We start from the raw sequence: 18,498 nt of genomic DNA on the forward strand, positions 1-18,498 counted from the left end.
TAATGGCTGTTCAAGGGCCGGCCGGGCGCACATTGTGGTACCCGCCCGGTCCGGCGGCGGGGCACGGGGCGTGGTGGGTGGGGGCCGCCCCGTAGGGGGCGGCCCCACTCCGGGATTCCCGTAGTCGGACGTCACAGTCCGGTGGCGCTACTCGGACGCCTCCGCCTCCGCCAGTTCTTCCGCCGTCGGCGGCTCCGTGGGGCGCAGCTTCATCCAGATCAGGAAGAACAGGCCGAGGATCAGCATGCCGATGCCGGTCCACAGGTTGATGTTGATGTCCTGGGCCTTCTTGAGGTCGGCGTCGGACGCCGTGAAGCCGGCGATCGTGACGATCACGCCGTACACCACGAAGAGGCCGCCGATGATGCGTCGCACGTCGAAGAGGCGGGCCGCCGTCGCCGACTTGGCCTCAAGCTCCTTCACTTCCTCGACGTGCTGGTTCATTTCGTCGCTCATGTCGTGTTACCTCGGACCTCAGAAGGAGAACGGGATGTAGCAGATGACGGCGAGGACGATCGCTCCCCAGCCCAGCAGGGCCGGCTTGCGGTACCAGGCGTCGTCACCCTCGGCCGGCGGCTCCTCCATGCCCGGCGACTTCGTGCCGTACACGAGACCGGCCAGCTCCTCGGCGGGCTTGGACTTGGTGCAGAGCGTGACCACGAACATCACCACGGCGCCGACCACGAAGGCGACGATCGAGGAGACGAAGTTGGCGCCCTGGTCGGAGGGGATCGAGATGACGCCCTGCTTGTAGAAGTAGAAGTAGTTCACCATCGCGGCCACGGTGCCCGTGAGCAGCCCCCAGAAGCCCGCCGCCGGCGTCGTCCGCTTCCAGAACATGCCGATGATGAAGACCACGAACAGCGGGACGTTGAAGAACGAGAACAGCGTCTGCAGGTAGTTCATGATGTTGCTGAAGCTGCCCGCGATGAACGCGGTGCCCATGCCGATCACGACGCCGACGGCGGTGACGACGCGGCCGGTCGCCAGGTAGTGCCGGTCGCTCTGGCCCTTCTTGATGTACGCGGCCCAGATGTCGTTGGTGAACACCGTGTTGAAGGACGAGACGTTGGCCGCCATGCCCGCCATGAACGCGGCGAGCAGACCCGTCACCGCGATGCCGAGGACACCGTTGGGCAGCAGGTCGCGCATCAGGACCGGGATGGCGTCGTTGTACTGGAGGCCGTCCGCGGACTTGCCGATGGACGGCTCCATGACCAGGGCGATCAGACCGGGGATCACGACGACCATCGGGATGAGGATCTTCGGGAACGCGGCGATCAGCGGGGTGCGCTTGGCGGCGGAGAGGTTCTTCGCGGACAGCGCGCGCTGCACCTCGGCGAAGTTCGTCGTCCAGTAGCCGAAGCTCATCACGAAGCCGAGGCCGAGCACGATGGTCAGCCAGTTGGCGCCGAGCGGGTTGGCGTCGCCGATGCCCGTGCCCTGCCAGGCGGTCATGAACGAATCACCGTGCGAGCTGGACAGGGAGTCGGATATGCCGTCCCAGCCGCCCACGCGCTTGAGGCCGACGATCGTCAGCGGGATGAGCGCGGCGAGGATGACGAAGAACTGCAGGACCTCGTTGTAGATCGCCGAGGAGAGCCCGCCGATCGTGATGTACGCGAGGACGAACAGGCCCGCGATGACGATCGCCACCCACTGCGGCCAGCCCAGCAGCGCCTGGAGCACCAGGGCCATCGCGTACAGGTTGACGCCCGCGATCAGCACCGAGGAGACGGCGAAGATGATCGAGGAGAGCAGGTGTGACGAGGGGCCGAAGCGGTGGAGCAGGAACTCGGGGACCGAGCGCACCTTCGACGAGTAGTAGAAGGGCATCATCACCAGGCCGAGGAAGACCATGGCGGGGATGGCGCCGATCCAGTACCAGTGCACCGTGTAGAGGCCGTACTGCGCCCCGTTGGCCGCCATGCCGAGGAGCTCGGTGGCGCCCAGGTTCGCGGCGACGAACGCGAGACCGGTGACCCAGGCGGGCAGGGAGCGTCCGGACAGGAAGAAGTCCAGGCTGGTCTTCACGGACCGGCGAGCGGCGAAGCCGATGCCCAGCACCACGACGAAGTAGATCGCCATGATCGCGTAGTCGAGGCCATTGGTGGGCAGCCGGAGCCCCTCGGCCAGGGTTGTTGTGGGGGACAGCATGTAGATCTCGCTTCGTTGCGCGAACTGAAACATCCCGGAACCTACGCCTCCGGCTTCAATAAGTGAACAGTTCCGCTGACGTTCTTTGTTGGATTGTGATCGAGATCCCGTTCCGACCCCTCGGGACGGCACGAGACAGCACAGAAAGCGCACAGTCCGCTGCGGGCTGTCGGTGCGGCCCGTTCCCCTTGACGCCACTGTTGGCTTATGCTTTGTTGTGTTTGGTTCTGTTTGGTTGTTGTGATGAGGAGCATCGGCCGTGAAGAAGACGTCGACCCGGCTCGCCGACGGTCGTGAGCTCATCTATTACGACTCGCGCGACGACGTCGTCCGGGACGCGGCCGACCGCCGCCCCCTCGACCCCACCGTCACCACCTCCGAGGTGCGCCGCGACCCGCTGCTCGGCGACTCCGTGGCGATCGCCTCACACCGCCAGGGCCGCACGTACCACCCGCCGGCCGACGAGTGCCCGCTGTGCCCCTCCGAGGGCGAGCGGCTGAGCGAGATCCCCGACTCCTCGTACGACGTGGTGGTCTTCGAGAACCGCTTCCCCTCGCTCGCGGGTGACGCGGGCCGCTGTGAGGTCGTGTGCTTCACGTCCGACCACGACAAGTCCTTCGCCGACCTCACCGAGGAGCAGGCGGGCCTCGTCCTCGACGCGTGGACGGACCGCACCGCTGAGCTCTCCCACCTCGACTCCGTCGAGCAGGTCTTCTGCTTCGAGAACCGCGGCGCCGAGATCGGCGTCACCCTCGGCCACCCGCACGGCCAGATCTACGCCTACCCCTTCACCACCCCGCGCACGGCCCTGATGCTGCGCTCCGCCGCCGAGCACAAGGAGCAGACCGGCGGCCGCAACCTCTTTGCGGATGTCGTGGAGAAGGAGGTCGAGGACGGCTCGCGGATCGTCCTCGAAGGCGAGCACTGGGTGGCCTTCGTGCCCTACGCCGCCCACTGGCCGTACGAGGTGCACCTCTACCCCAAGCGCCAGGTCCCGGACCTGCTCGCGCTCGACGACGACGCACGCACAGAGTTCCCCAAGATTTATCTGGAACTCTTGAGGCGCTTCGACCGGATCTTCGGCGCGGACCAGCCGGTGACGCCGTACATCGCGGCCTGGCACCAGGCCCCGTTCGGCTCGCTGGACGAGTTCGAGGGCGTCAACCGCGATGACTTCGCGCTGCACCTCGAGCTTTTCACCATCCGCCGCACTTCCGGCAAGCTGAAGTTTCTCGCGGGTTCCGAGTCCGGCATGAGTGTGTTCATCAACGACGTGCCGCCGGAGACCGCGGCCGAGCGACTGCGAGAGGTAGCGAGCAAGTAATGGGTAAGGCCGTTTCCAAGAAGTACCTGGTCACTGGCGGTGCCGGCTACGTCGGCAGCGTCGTCGCGCAGCACCTGATCGAGGCGGGCCACGAGGTCACCGTCCTCGACAACCTCTCCACCGGCTTCCGCGAGGGCGTCCCCGCGGGCGCCGCCTTCATCGAGGGCGACATCCGCGACGCCGCCAAGTGGCTCGACTCCTCCTACGACGCCGTGCTGCACTTCGCCGCGTTCTCGCAGGTCGGAGAGTCCGTCGTGAAGCCCGAGAAGTACTGGGCCAACAACGTCGGCGGCACCATGGAGCTGCTCGCCGCGATGCGCGCGGCGGACGTCCGCAAGCTCGTCTTCTCCTCGACCGCCGCCACCTACGGCGAACCGGTCAACACCCCGATCACCGAGACCGACCCGACCGCGCCCACTTCCCCGTACGGCGCCTCGAAGCTCGCGGTCGACCACATGATCACGGGCGAGGCGGCCGCGCACGGACTGGCTGCAGTGTCCCTTCGGTACTTCAACGTGGCGGGCGCGTACGGCAGTTGCGGTGAGCGGCACGACCCCGAGTCGCACCTCATCCCGCTCGTCCTCCAGGTCGCGCAGGGCAAGCGCGAGGCGATCAACGTCTTCGGCGACGACTACCCGACGCCCGACGGCACCTGCATCCGCGACTACATCCACGTCGCGGACCTCGCCGAGGCGCACCTGCTCGCCGTCGACGCCGCACAGCCCGGCGAGCACCTCATCTGCAACCTCGGCAACGGCAACGGCTTCTCCGTCCGCGAGGTCATCGAGACCGTCCGCCAGGTCACCGGGCACCCGATCCCCGAGGTCGTCGCCCCGCGCCGCGGCGGCGACCCGGCCGTCCTGGTCGCCTCCGCCGACACCGCGCGCGAGCGCCTCGGCTGGAACCCGTCCCGCGCGGACCTCGCGGGCATCGTCGCCGACGCCTGGGCCTTCGCCCAGGCCCGCCAGTAGGAATCAGGGGCTTCAACTCATGTCCGTCGACGCGCAGTTCAAGGACCTCTACGGGTACGAGCCCGCCGGAGTGTGGGCGGCCCCCGGCCGCGTCAACCTCATCGGCGAGTACACCGACTTCAACGAGGGCTTCGTCATGCCGCTCGCGCTGCCGCACACCGCGGTCGCCGCGGCGGCCCGGCGCGAGGACGGCGTCCTTCGCCTGCACTCCGCCGACATCGACGCCCCGGTCGTGGAGCTGCGCGTCGACGACCTGGCCCCGCTGTCGAAGTACGGCCAGGGCGGCTGGGCCGCGTACCCCGCGGGCGTCGTCTGGGCGCTGCGCGAAGCGGGCCACACGCTGACCGGCGCCGACATCCACCTCGCCTCCACGGTCCCGACCGGCGCCGGCCTGTCCTCCTCGGCCGCACTTGAGGTCGTGACCGCGTACGCCATGAACGACCTGTACGAACTCGGGCTCACCGGCGCCGAGTTGGCGGTGCTGGCACAGCGCGCCGAGAACGCCTTCGTCGGCGTGCCGTGCGGCGTCATGGACCAGATGGCCTCGTCCTGCGCCACCGAGGGCCACGCGCTGCACCTCGACTGCCGCGACCTGTCCATCCGCCAGGTCCCCTTCGACCTGGCGACCCATGGCCTCCAGCTGCTCGTCGTCGACACCCGCGTCAAGCACGAGCTGGGCGACGGCGCGTACGCGGAGCGCCGCGCGGGCTGCGAGGAGGGCGCGCGCGTCCTCGGCGTGAGTCACCTGCGCGACGTCTCGTACGCCGAACTGGGCAGGTCCGTCGCGGAGTTGGAGCTGGCCGGGGTCGACGAGAAGGTTGTCCGCTACGTCCGCCACGTCGTCTCCGACGACCACCGCGTCGAGCGCGTCATCGAGCTGCTCGACTCCGGCGACGTCCGCGCCATCGGCCCGATCCTCGTCCAGGGCCACGTCTCGCTCCGCGACGATCTGCGCATCTCCTGCCCAGAGTTGGACCTTGTCGTTGGCACGGCGATGACGTCCGGCGCGATCGGTGCCCGGATGACGGGCGGCGGCTTCGGCGGCTCCGCGATCGTCCTGGTGGAGTCGGACGAGGCCGACACCGTCACGAAGGCGATCACCGCCGCCTTCGCGGAGGCCGGCTACACGGCGCCGCGCGTGTTCCCGGCGGTGCCTTCGGCGGGGGCGCACCGCACCTCGTAACGGCTACCCCAGCCGCTTCGTCAGCGTGAACTCCTTGATCCCGGGCGGGTAGTCCGGGATCACGGACACCACCTCGTATCCCTGCAGCCGGTAGAAGCCCGGGGCCTGAAAGTCCCACGTCTCGACACGGGAGCCCCGGCACTCGCGCTCCTCGCGCGCGAGGCGCTCCGCCTCCGCGAGGAGCCGGGAGCCGAGCCCCGCCCCGCGGTGCTGCTCGGCGACCCACAGCAGATCCACGTGCAGCCAGAACGCCCACGTGTACGCGTCGAGCCCCGCCGCCAGTGCGCCCTCCTCGTCCAACACCCATACCTGGAGCGGGACATGCTGGTCGGCAGGGGTGCCGCGCAGCTCGCGAAGCTCCGGTGACGCCGCCGTATTGGTCTCCCTCAGCAGCGACCGGAGCAGAAGGGCGCGCTCCTTGTCGACTTCTGTCTCGATGCGAAACATGCGCATCACCATAAACGCGCAGGACAGTCGCTGCTCCGCCAACCGACAACCAGTTCTGCGAATTGACTTCCCCTGTGGGCCTTCGCCTCTACTCTGAGGACAGCACCGGTGGGGGCCGGTGCCGATCAGGGGGCGAGACAGCCGGGTACGACGCCCGGAGCGGGGGTAGCAGTTCTGCGCACGGCGGCGGCCGTGCCGCTGCGGCGACCCGTACTCCGGGCGCCGTACCTGTGTTGGTCCGACCCCGGCGATGGGGTATCCCCTGCTCCTTCAGGGAGCTCGGGGAAGGGGGTAATCACGTGGTTCGCATCAGGGTCCTGGTGGTCGACGACCATCGCATCTTCGCCGAGTCGCTCGCGGCGGCACTCGCCGCCGAGCCCGATGTCGACGTATCGGCCGCGGGAAGCGGCCCCGCGGCCCTGCGCTGCCTCGACAGGGCGGTCGCGGAGGGACGCCGCTTCGATGTGCTGCTGATCGACGCGGACCTGGGCGCGGCATCGTTCCAGGGCATGCGCGCGCCGACGGCGGTACCCGACAGCGCCTCGCAGGACGGCCTCGTCGACGGCATCTCCCTGGTGGCGGGCGTCCGTTCGGGCCAGCCCGCCGTCCGCACGGTGGTGCTCGCCGAGCGGGACGATCCGCGCCGCGCGGCGCTCGCGCTGCAGGCGGGGGCGTCCGGCTGGGTCGCCAAGGACTGCTCCCTGTCGCGCCTGTTGACCGTCATACGGGGCGTGCTGCGCGAGGAGACGCATCTGCCGCCGGCGCTGCTCACGGGCGTACTGCGGGAGTTGACCGCGGCGCGCAAGCACCGCACCGAGTCCGAGCGGCTCGTCGAGTCCCTGACGCCCCGGGAGCGCGAGGTGCTGCGCTGCATGGTGGCCGGTCTCGGCCGCAAGGCGGTGGCGGAGCGACTGTTCCTGTCGCCGCACACGGTGCGGACACACATGCAGAACGTACTGGGCAAGCTCGGGGTGCACTCGACACTCGCGGCGGTCGCACTCGCCCGCAGGGCGGGCGTGGGCCCGGCGGACCTGGAGGCGGCCAGCTGAGGCCCTACGCCTTGGTCCTCAGCCCGGGATGTTGTCGAACGGCGCGGTCAGCTGGCGGAGCAACCCCGCCAGTTCACCGCGCTGCGTACGCGACAGCTCCGCCAGAATCGCCCGCTCCTGGTCGAGCAGCCCGGCCAGGGCCTGGTCGGCACGGTCGCGGCCCTCGTCCGTGAGGCGGACCAGGACGCCGCGGCGGTCACTGGGATCCGGCAGCCGCTCGACGAGGCCCTTCTTGGCGAGCCGGTCGATACGGTTGGTCATCGTGCCGGAGGTCACCAGCGTCTGCGTGAGCAGCTGACCGGGAGAGAGCTGGTACGGGGTGCCCGCGCGGCGCAGCGCCGTCAGGACGTCGAACTCCCACGGCTCCAGGTTGTGCTCGGAGAACGCCAGGCGGCGGGCCCGGTCGAGATGGCGCGCGAGCCTGCTGACCCGACTGAGCACCTCGAGGGGCTCCACGTCGAGGTCGGGGCGCTCTCGGCGCCACGCTGAGACCAGACGGTCGACCTCGTCCTCCATGACGATCAGTGTAGGGGGTGTGTCGACGTGAAGTCTCTTGAGGTCGACTATCTTGACATCGAGATACCAGCGGCCGACGCTTGATGCATGACGCCCACACCCACCTGGGACCCCCACCAGTATCTCCGTCATGCCGGCCACCGCGGCCGCCCCTTCGTCGACCTGCTCGCCCGCGTCCCCGCCCTGCCGGGGGAGCCCGCCCGCATCGCCGACCTCGGCTGCGGCCCCGGAAACGTCACGACGCTGCTCGCCGAACGCTGGCCCACCGCCCGCATCACCGGCTACGACAACTCGCCCCAGATGCTGGAACAGGCCCGCGCCCACGCCGGTGACCGCCTCGACTTCGCGTACGCGGACGCGGCCGACTGGGCGCCCACGGAGACGTACGACCTGCTGCTGTCGAACGCGACGCTGCAATGGGTCCCGGACCACGTCGACGCCTTCCCCCGGTGGATCGACGCGGTGGCACCCGGCGGCACGTTCGCCTTCCAGGTGCCCGGCAACTTCGACGCGCCCAGCCACGTCCTGATGCGCGAGCTGGCGGAATCGGCCCGCTGGAAGGACCGATTGGCCGGGGTGCTGCGCCACGGGGACGCGGTGCTCACGCCTGCGGCCTACCTGGAGCGGCTCGCCGGCCTCGGCTGCGAGGTCGACGCCTGGGAGACGACGTACATGCACCTGCTGGCGGGCGCGGACCCCGTCCTCGACTGGGTCAAGGGCACGGGCCTGCGCCCGGTCCTCACGGCCCTGGCCGACGACCCGGAGGCGCGCGACGCCTTCGTCACCGAGTACCGGGACCTGCTCCGCGAGGCGTACCCGGCGACGGAGCACGGCACGGTGCTGCCGTTCCGGCGGATCTTCGTGGTGGCGACGCGCTCATGACGCTGGTCGGGGTGGACCACGTACAGCTCGCGGCGCCGCCGGGCAGCGAGGAGATCCTGCGGTCCTTCTACGCCGACGACCTCGGCATGACGGAACTCCCCAAGCCACCGGCGCTCGCGGCGCGGGGCGGCTGCTGGTTCCGGGCCGGGGCGGTGGAGCTCCACCTGGGCATCGACCGGGACTTCCGCCCCGCCAAGAAGGCGCACCCGGGCCTGCGGGTGCGGGACATCGAGGCGTATGCGCGACGCCTCGCGGGGCGGGGCGTGCCGGTCGAGTGGGACGACCTACTGCCAGGGCGCCGCCGCTTCTATTGCACGGATCCTGTCGGCAACAGACTGGAGTTCGTCAATTCCAGCCCCGCTCTGTGAACGAGAGCCAGCGGGGCCTGGGGCAGAGCCCCGCGACCGCAACGCCGCCGCGGCGTGTCAACTCTTCCGGTGCCCTATCAGCCGCGGCTTCGGCTCGAGGCCATCGAGCCCATGCCACGCCAGATTCACCAGATGCGCCGCGACCTCCGCCTTCTTCGGCTTGCGGGCGTCCAGCCACCACTGGCCCGTCAGCGCCACCATCCCCACCAGCGCCTGCGCGTACAGCGGCGCCAGCTTCGGGTCGAAGCCCCGGTTCTTGAACTCGCGGCCGAGGATGTCCTCGACCTGCGTCGCGATGTCGGAGATCAGCGAGGCGAAGGAGCCCGTGGACTGCGGGATGGGGGAGTCGCGGACCAGGATGCGGAAGCCGTCCGTGTACTCCTCGATGTAGTCGAGGAGCGCGAACGCGGCCTGCTCGCACAGTTCGCGCGGATGCCCGGCCGTCAGCGAGCTGGTCACCATGTCCAGGAGCTGGCGCATCTCGCGGTCCACGACCACCGCGTACAGGCCCTCCTTGCCGCCGAAGTGCTCGTACACCACCGGCTTGGAGACCCCGGCCTTCGCCGCGATCTCCTCCACCGACGTGCCCTCGAAGCCCTTCGCGGCGAAGAGGACGCGACCGATCTCCAGCAGCTGCTGACGCCGCTCCGCCCCCGTCATCCGCGTTCTGCGCGTGCGCCGAGCCTTCTCCGGCCGCTCGGGCCGGTCACTGCTCGCGTTGCCAGGGGTGCTTGAGTCGGTCGCCACGTCCCCATCATGCCGTGCCGCGCTCACGCGGCATCGGCGACCTTCTCCTTGCGGCGCGAGGCGATGCGGTCCTTGGACGGCCAGCGCACGTCGTGCGCCCAGCCCAGCTGCTCGAACCAGCGGATGAGGCGGGCCGAGGAGTCGATCTGGCCGCGCTCCACGCCGTGCCGCGCCGACGTCGGGTCCGCGTGGTGCAGGTTGTGCCAGGACTCGCCGCAGGACAGAACGGCCAGCCACCACACGTTGCCCGACTTGTCGCGGGACTTGAAGGGGCGCTTGCCGACGGCGTGGCAGATCGAGTTGATCGACCACGTCACGTGGTGCAACAGCGCCACCCGGACGAGGGAGCCCCAGAAGAACGCCGTGAACGCGCCCCACCACGACATCGTCACCAGGCCGCCGATCAGCGCGGGCAGGAACAGCGACAGCATCGTCCAGAAGATGAACTGGCGGGAGATCGCGCGGATCGCCGGGTCCTTGATCAGGTCCGGCGCGTACTTCTCCTGCGAGGTCTGCTCCTCGTCGAACATCCAGGCCATGTGCGCCCACCACAGGCCCTTCAGCAGGGCCGGGACCGTCTCCCCGTACCGCCACGGCGAGTGCGGGTCGCCCTCGGCGTCGGAGAACTTGTGGTGCTTGCGGTGGTCGGCGACCCAGCGCACGACCGGGCCCTCCACCGCGAGCGAGCCCATGACCGCCAGCGCGATCCGCAGCGGGCGCTTCGCCTTGAAGGAGCCGTGCGTGAAGTACCGGTGGAAGCCGATCGTGATGCCGTGGCAGCCGATGAAGTAGAACGCGACGAGCAGCCCGAGATCGAGCCAGCTCACTCCCCAGCCCCAGGCCAGCGGCACCGCCGCGAGCACGGCGAGGAACGGGAGGACGATGAACAGGAGCAGTGTGATCTGTTCCACGGAGCGCTTCTTTTCGCCGCCGAGCGTCGCGGAGGACGAGGTGGCGGGGGGTTCTGACGCCGGACCGGGAGCTTCTTCGATCACATCGGTACTGGTGGCCATGGGAGTCCCCTGTAAGTCGAGGGTTGAGACGGGCTGAGACGGGTCAGGAGATCCACGGGGATCCGCGGACAGCTTGCCTACGGTTCCGTAACCTACGGCACCGTAAGTACGTAAGCGTGCAGCCGGGCGGCAACAGGCTCCGAGCCTCGCCGTCGGCGGTGGCACATATCCTTGGAATCGGTCGGACAGCGCGGTCCGCTCTGAATCTCCACCCCGGGTCTAGTACCCGGATCCGGGGATCCTTCCTCCCGTGTCACGTGCTTCACCATTGCAAGGAGCCGCACCTGTGAGCAGTGCCGACGAACAGACCGCTGCGACGAGCACCAGCGCCGAGCTGCGCGCCGACATCCGTCGGCTCGGTGACCTGCTGGGCGAGACCCTGGTCCGCCAGGAGGGCCCGGAGCTCCTCGAGCTGGTCGAGAAGGTCCGCCGCCTGACCCGCGAGGACGGCGAGGCCGCCGCCGAGCTGCTGCGGGGCACCGAGCTGGACACCGCGGCCAAGCTGGTCCGCGCCTTTTCCACGTACTTCCACCTGGCCAACGTGACGGAGCAGGTGCACCGTGGCCGCGAGCTGCGCGCCATGCGGGCCGCCGAGGGAGGACTGCTCGCCCGTACCGCGGACCGGCTCAAGGACGCCGACCCGGACCACCTGCGCGACACGGTCAAGCACCTGAATGTACGACCCGTCTTCACGGCGCACCCGACGGAGGCCGCCCGGCGAAGCGTCCTCAACAAGCTGCGCCGCGTCGCCGAGCTCCTGGAGACCCCGGTCCTGGAGACCGACCGGCGCCGCTACGACACCCGTCTCGCCGAGAACATCGACCTGGTGTGGCAGACGGACGAGCTGCGCGTGGTCCGCCCCGAGGTCACGGACGAGTCCCGCAACGCGATCTATTACCTGGACGAGCTGCACGCCGGAGCCGTCGGCGACGTCCTGGAGGACCTCACCGCCGAGCTGGAGCGCGTCGGCTTCAAGCTCCCCGAGGACAGCCGCCCGCTCACCTTCGGCACCTGGATCGGCGGCGACCGCGACGGCAACCCGAACGTGACGCCGGCCGTCACCTGGGACGTCCTGATCCTCCAGCACGAGCACGGCATCAACGACGCGCTCGACATGATCGACGAGCTGCGCGGCTTCCTGTCGAACTCGATCCGCTACACGGGCGCCACCGAGGAGCTGCTCACCTCGCTCCAGTGCGACCTGGAGCGCCTCCCGGAGATCAGCCCCCGCTACAAGCGGCTCAACGCGGAGGAGCCCTACCGGCTCAAGGCCACCGCGATCCGGCAGAAGCTGGAGAACACCAAGACGCGGCTCGCCGACAACACCCCGCACCGGGAGGGCCGCGACTACCTCGGCACCGCCGAGCTGCTGCACGACCTCAAGCTCATCCAGACGTCGCTGCGCGAGCACCGTGCCGGACTGTTCGCCGAAGGCCGCATGGACCGTACGATCCGTACGCTCTCCGCCTTCGGTCTGCAGCTCGCCACGATGGACGTCCGCGAGCACGCCGACGCCCACCACCACACGCTCGGCCAGCTCTTCGACCGGCTCGGCGAGGAGTCCTGGCGGTACGCGGACATGCCGCGCGACTACCGGGGCAAGCTGCTCGCCAAGGAGCTCCGCTCCCGCCGCCCGCTGGCCCCGACCCCGGCGCCGCTCGACGCCGAGGGCGAGAAGACGCTCGGCGTCTTCCACACCATCACCAAGGCGCTCGACGTGTTCGGGCCCGAGGTCATCGAGTCGTACATCATCTCGATGTGCCAGGGCGCCGACGACGTGTTCGCCGCCGCCGTGCTCGCCCGCGAGGCCGGTCTCATCGACCTGCACGCCGGCTGGGCCAAGATCGGCATCGTGCCGCTCCTGGAGACGACGGACGAGCTCAAGGCCGCCGACACGATCCTCGAGGACATGCTCTCCGACCCGTCCTACCGGCGCCTCGTCGCGCTCAACGGGGACGTGCAGGAGGTCATGCTCGGCTACTCCGACTCCTCGAAGTTCGGCGGCATCACCACCTCGCAGTGGGAGATCCACCGCGCCCAGCGCCGCCTGCGCGACGTCGCGCACCGCTACGGCGTGCGCCTGCGCCTCTTCCACGGCCGCGGCGGCACCGTCGGCCGCGGCGGCGGCCCCTCGCACGACGCGATCCTCGCCCAGCCCTGGGGAACCCTGGAGGGCGAGATCAAGGTGACCGAGCAGGGCGAGGTCATCTCCGACAAGTACCTCGTGCCGTCCCTGGCCCGCGAGAACCTGGAACTGACCGTCGCGGCCACGCTGCAGGCCTCCGCCCTGCACACGGCGCCGCGCCAGTCCGACGAGGCCCTCGCCCGCTGGGACGCCGCCATGGACGTCGTGAGCGACGCCGCCCACACGGCGTACCGCAAGCTCGTCGAGGACCCGGACCTGCCGAACTACTTCCTCGCCTCCACGCCGGTCGACCAGCTCGCCGACCTGCACCTGGGCTCGCGGCCCTCCCGCCGCCCCGGCTCGGGCGTCTCGCTCGACGGACTGCGCGCCATCCCGTGGGTGTTCGGCTGGACGCAGTCGCGGCAGATCGTGCCCGGCTGGTTCGGCGTCGGCTCCGGCCTCAAGGCGCTGCGCGAGGCGGGCCTGGACACCGTCCTCGACGAGATGAACGAGCGCTGGCACTTCTTCCAGAACTTCATCTCCAACGTCGAGATGACGCTCGCCAAGACCGACCTGCGCATCGCCCGCCACTACGTCGACACGCTCGTGCCCGAGAACCTCAAGCACGTCTTCGACGAGATCGTGGCCGAGCACGAGCTGACCGTCGCCGAGGTGCTGCGCATCACGGGTGAGGACGAACTCCTCGCCGCGCAGCCCGTGTTGAAGCAGACGTTCGCGATCCGCGACGCCTACCTCGACCCGATCTCGTACCTCCAGGTCGCCCTGCTCAAGCGGCAGCGCGACGCGGCGGCCGCGGGCGAGGAACCGGACCCGACGCTCGGCCGCGCCCTGCTGCTCACCGTGAACGGTGTGGCCGCGGGCCTGCGCAACACCGGCTGACCCAGGGGCCGTTCAAGAAACGGCTAGAAGCCGACGGCCACGAAAGCCGCCGTCAGCAGCGCGATTCCGGCGCCTCCCGTGACCCACGTGAGGCGCCGGTTGCGTATCCCGCCCGCGAGCACCACCGACGCGAGCAGCAGCGCCCCGCCGAGCGGCACCCAGGCGTGCAGGAATCCGGCGGTGCCCGCACGGACCGCCGAGGTCGAACTCGGCTTCAGGACGACAGGGAAGCGCGCACCCTTCTTCTCCCCGATGGAGCGGTCGATCGTCACGCTCTTGTGCCGCACGGCGGTGGGGGAGGCGGGCGAGAACGGGCCGGCGCAGGTCTCGTCCGCGCACCGGCTCACCGTCATCGTGCCGCGCTCACGGCCCGTCGGGAACATCACGTGCTGCGCCGCACCCCACGAGGCCCACACGCCGGCGATCAGCAACAGTGCGGCGACCACGGCCGCCGCGGCTTGACGGGCAACTGGCAACATGGCCGGGATCCTTGGCCATCACCCTGCGTACGGTCAACTCCCGGCGGAATCCCGCCCCGACAAGTCCGTACAGGTCAGGAGTTGTACGCCGTGCTCAGGAGTTGTACGTCGACTGCGCGCGCTCCAGGCCCTCGATCACGAGCGCCTCCGCCGCGTCGGCCGCCCGGTCCACGAAGTAGTCGAGCTCCTTGCGCTCCGTCGACGAGAAGTCCTTCAACACGAAGTCCGCGACCTGCATCCGCCCCGGCGGACGCCCGATCCCGAACCGCACCCGGTGGTAGTCGGAGCCCTGCGACTTCGTGATCGACTTCAGACCGTTGTGCCCGTTGTCGCCGCCGCCCAGCTTCAGACGCAGCACCCCGTAGTCGATGTCCAGCTCGTCGTGGATCGCCACGATGTGCTCCGTCGGCACCTTGTAGAAGTCGCACAGCGCCGTCACGGGACCACCCGAGACGTTCATGTACGACATCGGCTTCGCGAGGATCACCCGGCGGTTCAGCGGCCCCGGCGGACCGATCCGCCCCTCGACGACCTGCGCCTGACCCTTGGTCGCCCGCTTGAACTTGGCGCCCATCCGCTGCGCGAGCAGATCGGCCACCATGAAGCCGACGTTGTGCCGGTTCATCGCGTACTCGGGCCCAGGGTTGCCCAGCCCGGCGATCAGCCAGGGAGCGTTCTCGTCGGACATGCACATTCCTTAGGTGTACGTCGATACGTCGCGATACAGCGATACGGGGTGGTGGGCCGCGCCCACCACCCCGTACAGGTCAGACCCTGAAGGCTCAGGCCTCCGCGGCGGCCTCGTCGCCCTCGGCCTCGGCCGGGGCCTCCTCGGCCTGCGCGGCCAGGACCTGGAGCACGACGGCGTCCTCGTCCGTGGCCAGCGTGGTGCCCTTGGGGAGCTTGATGTCCTTGGCGTGGATCGAGGCACCGGCCTCGAGGCCCTCGACGGAGACGGTGACCGACTCGGGGATGTGCGTCGCCTCGGTCTCGACCGACAGCGTGTTCAGCACGTGCTCGAGCAGGTTGCCACCCGGGGCCAGCTCGCCCTCGGTGTGGACGGGGAGCTCGACGGTGACCTTCTCGCCGCTCTTCACCTGGAGCAGGTCGACGTGGACCAGGAAGCTCGTGATCGCGTCACGCTGCACGGACTTCGGGATGACCAGCTCGGTGGACTTGCCGCCGTCGATGTCCAGACGGATCAGGACGTTCGGCGTACGCAGGGCCAGCATCAGGGCGTGCGAGTCGAGCACGATGTGCTTCGGCTCGTCGCCGTGGCCGTAGACGACACCGGGAACCTTCTCGACCTGGCGCAGACGGCGCGAGGCACCCTTGCCGAACTCGGTGCGGGTCTCGACGGAAAGCTTGACCTCGGACATGCTCTTCAACTCCTCGTAGAACTAGGGGAAAGAGTCACCCGGCCACGAACGGCCTGCTACGAAGAGCGCGTCGATAACGGACAGCCGACCTTCTGAGAACAGAAGTGCGGCCTCCCTCGCCGAGCAACTTCAGCAGTTTACCCGGCGGAGGAGGCCGCACCCAAATGGATCTTCAGTGAGGAGATCCCCTACGGGATCAGGCCTCGCCCTCGAAGAGGCTGGTCACCGAGCCGTCCTCGAAGACCTCGCGCACCGCGGAGGCGATCGTCGGGGCGATCGACAGGACCGTGATCTTGTCGAGCTCCAGCTCGCCCGGCGTCGGCAGCGTGTCCGTGAAGACGAACTCGCTCACCTTCGAGTTCTTCAGGCGGTCCGCGGCCGGACCCGACAGCACACCGTGCGTCGCCGTCACGATGACGTCCTCGGCGCCGTGCGCGAACAGGGCGTCGGCGGCGGCGCAGATCGTGCCACCGGTGTCGATCATGTCGTCGACGAGCACACAGACGCGGCCCTTCACGTCACCGACCACCTCGTGGACGGTCACCTGGTTGGCGATGTCCTTGTCGCGGCGCTTGTGCACGATCGCGAGCGGGGCGCCCAGACGGTCGCACCAGCGGTCGGCGACACGCACGCGGCCGGCGTCGGGGGAGACGACCGTCAGCTTGCTCCGGTCCACCTTCGCGCCCACGTAGTCCGCCAGGATCGGCAGCGCGAACAGGTGGTCCACCGGGCCGTCGAAGAAGCCCTGGATCTGGTCCGTGTGCAGGTCGACCGTGAGAATGCGGTCCGCGCCGGCGGTCTTCATCAGGTCCGCGACCAGGCGCGCCGAGATGGGTTCACGTCCGCGGTGCTTCTTGTCCTGCCGCGCGTAACCGTAGAACGGCACGATGACGGTGATGGAGCGGGCCGACGCGCGCTTCAGCGCGTCGATCATGATCAACTGCTCCATGATCCACTTGTTGATCGGAGCCGTGTGGCTCTGGATCAGGAAGCAGTCGGCACCGCGAGCGGACTCCTGGTAGCGGACGTAGATCTCGCCGTTGGCGAAGTCGAACGCCTTGGTCGGGACGATCCCGACACCGAGCTGGTGCGCGACCTCCTCGGCAAGCTCGGGGTGGGCGCGGCCAGAGAAGAGCATCAACTTCTTCTCGCCCTGCGTCTTGATCCCGGTCACAGCACTAGTCTCCTCAGACGAGTTCGTCCGCCGCAGCTGCCCGCGCGTCCCATTAGCAGCGAGCCAGGCGAATCGTGAGCACCTATCACGGTACGCCGTGTCGGGCGCACCTGTTTCCGGTCAGACCACGTCAGTCCGTGGTTTCCGGATTCCTGGAAGCCGCCTCCGCCGCCTTGGCGGCCGCGCTCCCGGGTCGCTTTCGGGCCACCCAACCCTCGATATTCCTTTGCTGGCCCCGCGCCACGGCCAACGAGCCGGCCGGCACATCCTTCGTGATCACGGACCCGGCAGCGGTGTACGCACCGTCCCCGATAGTGACAGGAGCCACAAACATGTTGTCCGAACCGGTCTTGCAGTGGGACCCGACGACGGAGTGGTGCTTGCTCTCACCGTCGTAGTTCACGAAGACGCTCGCGGCACCGATGTTGGTGTGATCGCCGATCGTCGCGTCACCCACGTACGAAAGATGCGGCACCTTCGTGCCCTCACCGATCGACGAGTTCTTCGCCTCGACGAACGTCCCGATCTTCGACTTCAGACCGAGCCGGGTACCGGGCCGCAGATACGCGAACGGACCGACGGACGCCTCCGGACCCACCTCCGAGCTGTACGCCACCGTGTTGTCGACCCGGGCCCCCGCACCCACGCGGGTGTCCGTGAGACGGGAGTTGGGGCCGACCACGGAGCCCTCGGCGAGATGCGTGGCACCCAGCAGCTGCGTGCCCGGGAGAACGGTGGCGTCCCGCTCGAAGGTCACGGCGACGTCGACGAAGGTGCTGGCCGGATCGACGACCGTCACACCCGCGAGCATCGCCTGCTCGAGCAGCCGCTCGTTCAGAGTGCGACGGGCCTCGGCCAACTGCACCCGGTTGTTGATCCCGGCGATCTCACGGTGATCGCGCGCCACGGACGCCCCGACCCGATGCCCGGCCTCCCGCAGAATCCCGAGCACGTCCGTGAGGTACTCCTCACCCTGACTGTTGTCGGTCCGCACCTGCTTCAACGCCTCGACGAGCAGCCGCCCGTCGAACGCGAACACACCCGAGTTGATCTCACTGATCGCGCGCTGCGCCTCGGTCGCGTCCTTGTGCTCGACGATCGCGGTGACGGCGCCCGACACGTTGTCCCGGACGATCCGGCCGTAGCCGGTGGCGTCGGGGACCTCGGCGGTCAGCACGGTCACGGCGTTGCCGTCGGCGGCGTGCGTGGCGGACAGGGCCTGGAGCGTCCCGCCGGTGAGCAGCGGGGTGTCGCCGCAGACCACGACGACGGTGCCGTCGAGGTCCGCGCTCCCGCCGGCCAGCCCTTCGAGCCCCATCCGTACGGCGTGCCCCGTGCCGTTCTGCTCGGCCTGCACGGCGGTGCGGGCCTCGGCGTCGACCGCGCCCACGTGGGCGGCGACCTTCTCCCGCTCGTGGCCGACGACCACGACGAGCTGCTGGGGGTTCAACTCACGGGAGGCGGCGAGCACATGGCCGACCAGTGAGCGGCCGCAGAGCTCGTGCAGGACTTTCGGCGTGGCCGACTTCATACGGGTGCCCTCACCCGCTGCGAGTACGACGACGGCTGCCGGGGTGTTGGCGCTGCTCACGGGTGGGCCCTTCGGCGTCGGATGCGTTGTGGGGTGGACATCCGCAGGATACCGGGGCGTTTTGGGCCGGGCATGGGGGCGGGGCCCGACCGTTTCGATCGGGCCCCGCAGTGTGCTCCCGGGGAAGGAATCGAACCCTCATTCAATGGACCAAAACCATTTGTCCTGCCATTAGACGACCCGGGATAGATCG

Annotated in this window: 18 protein-coding genes and 1 tRNA gene; 7 read left to right on the plus strand and 12 right to left on the minus strand. The window is 69.3% G+C overall.

What is annotated here, in order from left to right; all coding sequences use genetic code 11:
• Positions 1-147: 147 nt before the first annotated feature.
• Positions 148-456 carry a hypothetical protein gene (locus tag ACYSUO_RS24035; protein ID WP_461778309.1) on the minus strand — a complete coding sequence of 103 codons (309 nt, stop codon included), beginning with the start codon at positions 454-456 and terminating at the stop codon, positions 148-150.
• Between the two features lie 18 nt (positions 457-474).
• Positions 475-2,157: a sodium:solute symporter family protein gene (locus ACYSUO_RS24040; RefSeq protein ID WP_461778310.1), complete on the minus strand. Its 1,683-nt coding sequence runs from the start codon at positions 2,155-2,157 to the stop codon at positions 475-477.
• Positions 2,158-2,416: 259 nt separating this feature from the next.
• Between ACYSUO_RS24040 and galT the strand changes: the two genes are divergently transcribed.
• From galT to galK, 3 genes are read left to right on the plus strand one after another with little or no spacing between them, the layout of a single operon-like run.
• Complete coding sequence (gene galT, locus ACYSUO_RS24045; protein ID WP_461778311.1) at positions 2,417-3,481, plus strand: galactose-1-phosphate uridylyltransferase; 1,065 nt, start codon at positions 2,417-2,419, stop codon at positions 3,479-3,481.
• On the plus strand, positions 3,481-4,452 hold the full coding sequence (galE, locus tag ACYSUO_RS24050; RefSeq protein ID WP_461778312.1) for a UDP-glucose 4-epimerase GalE: 972 nt from the start codon (positions 3,481-3,483) through the stop codon (positions 4,450-4,452). The genes galT and galE overlap by 1 nt, the downstream gene beginning before the upstream one ends.
• Before the next feature lie 19 nt (positions 4,453-4,471).
• Complete coding sequence (gene galK / locus ACYSUO_RS24055; protein WP_461778313.1) at positions 4,472-5,635, plus strand: galactokinase; 1,164 nt, start codon at positions 4,472-4,474, stop codon at positions 5,633-5,635.
• A gap of 3 nt (positions 5,636-5,638) precedes the next feature.
• On the opposite strand, the gene ACYSUO_RS24060 is transcribed toward galK, so the two are convergent.
• A complete protein-coding gene (locus ACYSUO_RS24060; protein WP_461778314.1) occupies positions 5,639-6,094 on the minus strand; it encodes a GNAT family N-acetyltransferase in 456 nt (151 codons plus the stop codon).
• A 287-nt stretch (positions 6,095-6,381) separates the two neighbouring features.
• Between ACYSUO_RS24060 and ACYSUO_RS24065 the strand changes: the two genes are divergently transcribed.
• Positions 6,382-7,131, plus strand: coding sequence for a LuxR C-terminal-related transcriptional regulator (locus tag ACYSUO_RS24065; protein WP_266711060.1), 750 nt, complete (start codon positions 6,382-6,384; stop codon positions 7,129-7,131).
• Between the two features lie 18 nt (positions 7,132-7,149).
• On the opposite strand, the gene tamR is transcribed toward ACYSUO_RS24065, so the two are convergent.
• A complete protein-coding gene (gene tamR / locus ACYSUO_RS24070; protein WP_266711058.1) occupies positions 7,150-7,647 on the minus strand; it encodes a MarR family transcriptional regulator TamR in 498 nt (165 codons plus the stop codon).
• Between the two features lie 87 nt (positions 7,648-7,734).
• Here tamR and ACYSUO_RS24075 point away from each other — a divergent pair, with 87 nt between their 5' ends.
• Both ACYSUO_RS24075 and ACYSUO_RS24080 read left to right on the plus strand, forming a co-directional pair.
• Positions 7,735-8,529 (plus strand): trans-aconitate 2-methyltransferase, encoded by a 795-nt coding sequence (locus ACYSUO_RS24075; RefSeq protein WP_461778315.1) that lies wholly within the window; start codon positions 7,735-7,737, stop codon positions 8,527-8,529.
• Positions 8,526-8,897 (plus strand): VOC family protein, encoded by a 372-nt coding sequence (locus ACYSUO_RS24080; RefSeq protein ID WP_461778316.1) that lies wholly within the window; start codon positions 8,526-8,528, stop codon positions 8,895-8,897. Before ACYSUO_RS24075 ends, ACYSUO_RS24080 begins: the two co-directional genes overlap by 4 nt.
• A 57-nt stretch (positions 8,898-8,954) precedes the next feature.
• On the opposite strand, the gene ACYSUO_RS24085 is transcribed toward ACYSUO_RS24080, so the two are convergent.
• Entirely contained in the window at positions 8,955-9,644 is a 690-nt protein-coding gene (locus tag ACYSUO_RS24085) for a TetR/AcrR family transcriptional regulator (RefSeq protein ID WP_426903173.1), read from the minus strand.
• A 23-nt stretch (positions 9,645-9,667) separates the two neighbouring features.
• Positions 9,668-10,657 (minus strand): acyl-CoA desaturase, encoded by a 990-nt coding sequence (locus ACYSUO_RS24090; protein WP_266711053.1) that lies wholly within the window; start codon positions 10,655-10,657, stop codon positions 9,668-9,670.
• Positions 10,658-10,943: 286 nt separating this feature from the next.
• Between ACYSUO_RS24090 and ppc the strand changes: the two genes are divergently transcribed.
• A complete protein-coding gene (ppc, locus tag ACYSUO_RS24095) occupies positions 10,944-13,682 on the plus strand; it encodes a phosphoenolpyruvate carboxylase (protein ID WP_461778317.1) in 2,739 nt (912 codons plus the stop codon).
• Between the two features lie 23 nt (positions 13,683-13,705).
• On the opposite strand, the gene ACYSUO_RS24100 is transcribed toward ppc, so the two are convergent.
• The 6 genes from ACYSUO_RS24100 to ACYSUO_RS24125 form a co-directional block, all read right to left on the minus strand.
• Positions 13,706-14,161 carry a hypothetical protein gene (locus ACYSUO_RS24100; RefSeq protein WP_461778318.1) on the minus strand — a complete coding sequence of 152 codons (456 nt, stop codon included), beginning with the start codon at positions 14,159-14,161 and terminating at the stop codon, positions 13,706-13,708.
• Positions 14,162-14,255: 94 nt separating this feature from the next.
• Positions 14,256-14,855 (minus strand): aminoacyl-tRNA hydrolase, encoded by a 600-nt coding sequence (gene pth, locus ACYSUO_RS24105; protein WP_461778319.1) that lies wholly within the window; start codon positions 14,853-14,855, stop codon positions 14,256-14,258.
• 88 nt (positions 14,856-14,943) lie between these two features.
• Positions 14,944-15,540: a 50S ribosomal protein L25/general stress protein Ctc gene (locus ACYSUO_RS24110; RefSeq protein WP_461778320.1), complete on the minus strand. Its 597-nt coding sequence runs from the start codon at positions 15,538-15,540 to the stop codon at positions 14,944-14,946.
• Positions 15,541-15,736: 196 nt separating this feature from the next.
• Positions 15,737-16,714 (minus strand): ribose-phosphate diphosphokinase, encoded by a 978-nt coding sequence (locus ACYSUO_RS24115; protein ID WP_385760460.1) that lies wholly within the window; start codon positions 16,712-16,714, stop codon positions 15,737-15,739.
• 130 nt (positions 16,715-16,844) lie between these two features.
• Positions 16,845-18,305 carry a bifunctional UDP-N-acetylglucosamine diphosphorylase/glucosamine-1-phosphate N-acetyltransferase GlmU gene (glmU, locus tag ACYSUO_RS24120; protein ID WP_461778321.1) on the minus strand — a complete coding sequence of 487 codons (1,461 nt, stop codon included), beginning with the start codon at positions 18,303-18,305 and terminating at the stop codon, positions 16,845-16,847.
• Positions 18,306-18,420: 115 nt separating this feature from the next.
• Positions 18,421-18,491: transfer RNA gene (locus ACYSUO_RS24125), tRNA-Gln, on the minus strand.
• Positions 18,492-18,498 lie beyond the last annotated feature (7 nt).

The organism is Streptomyces sp. UC4497, from assembly GCF_054871485.1.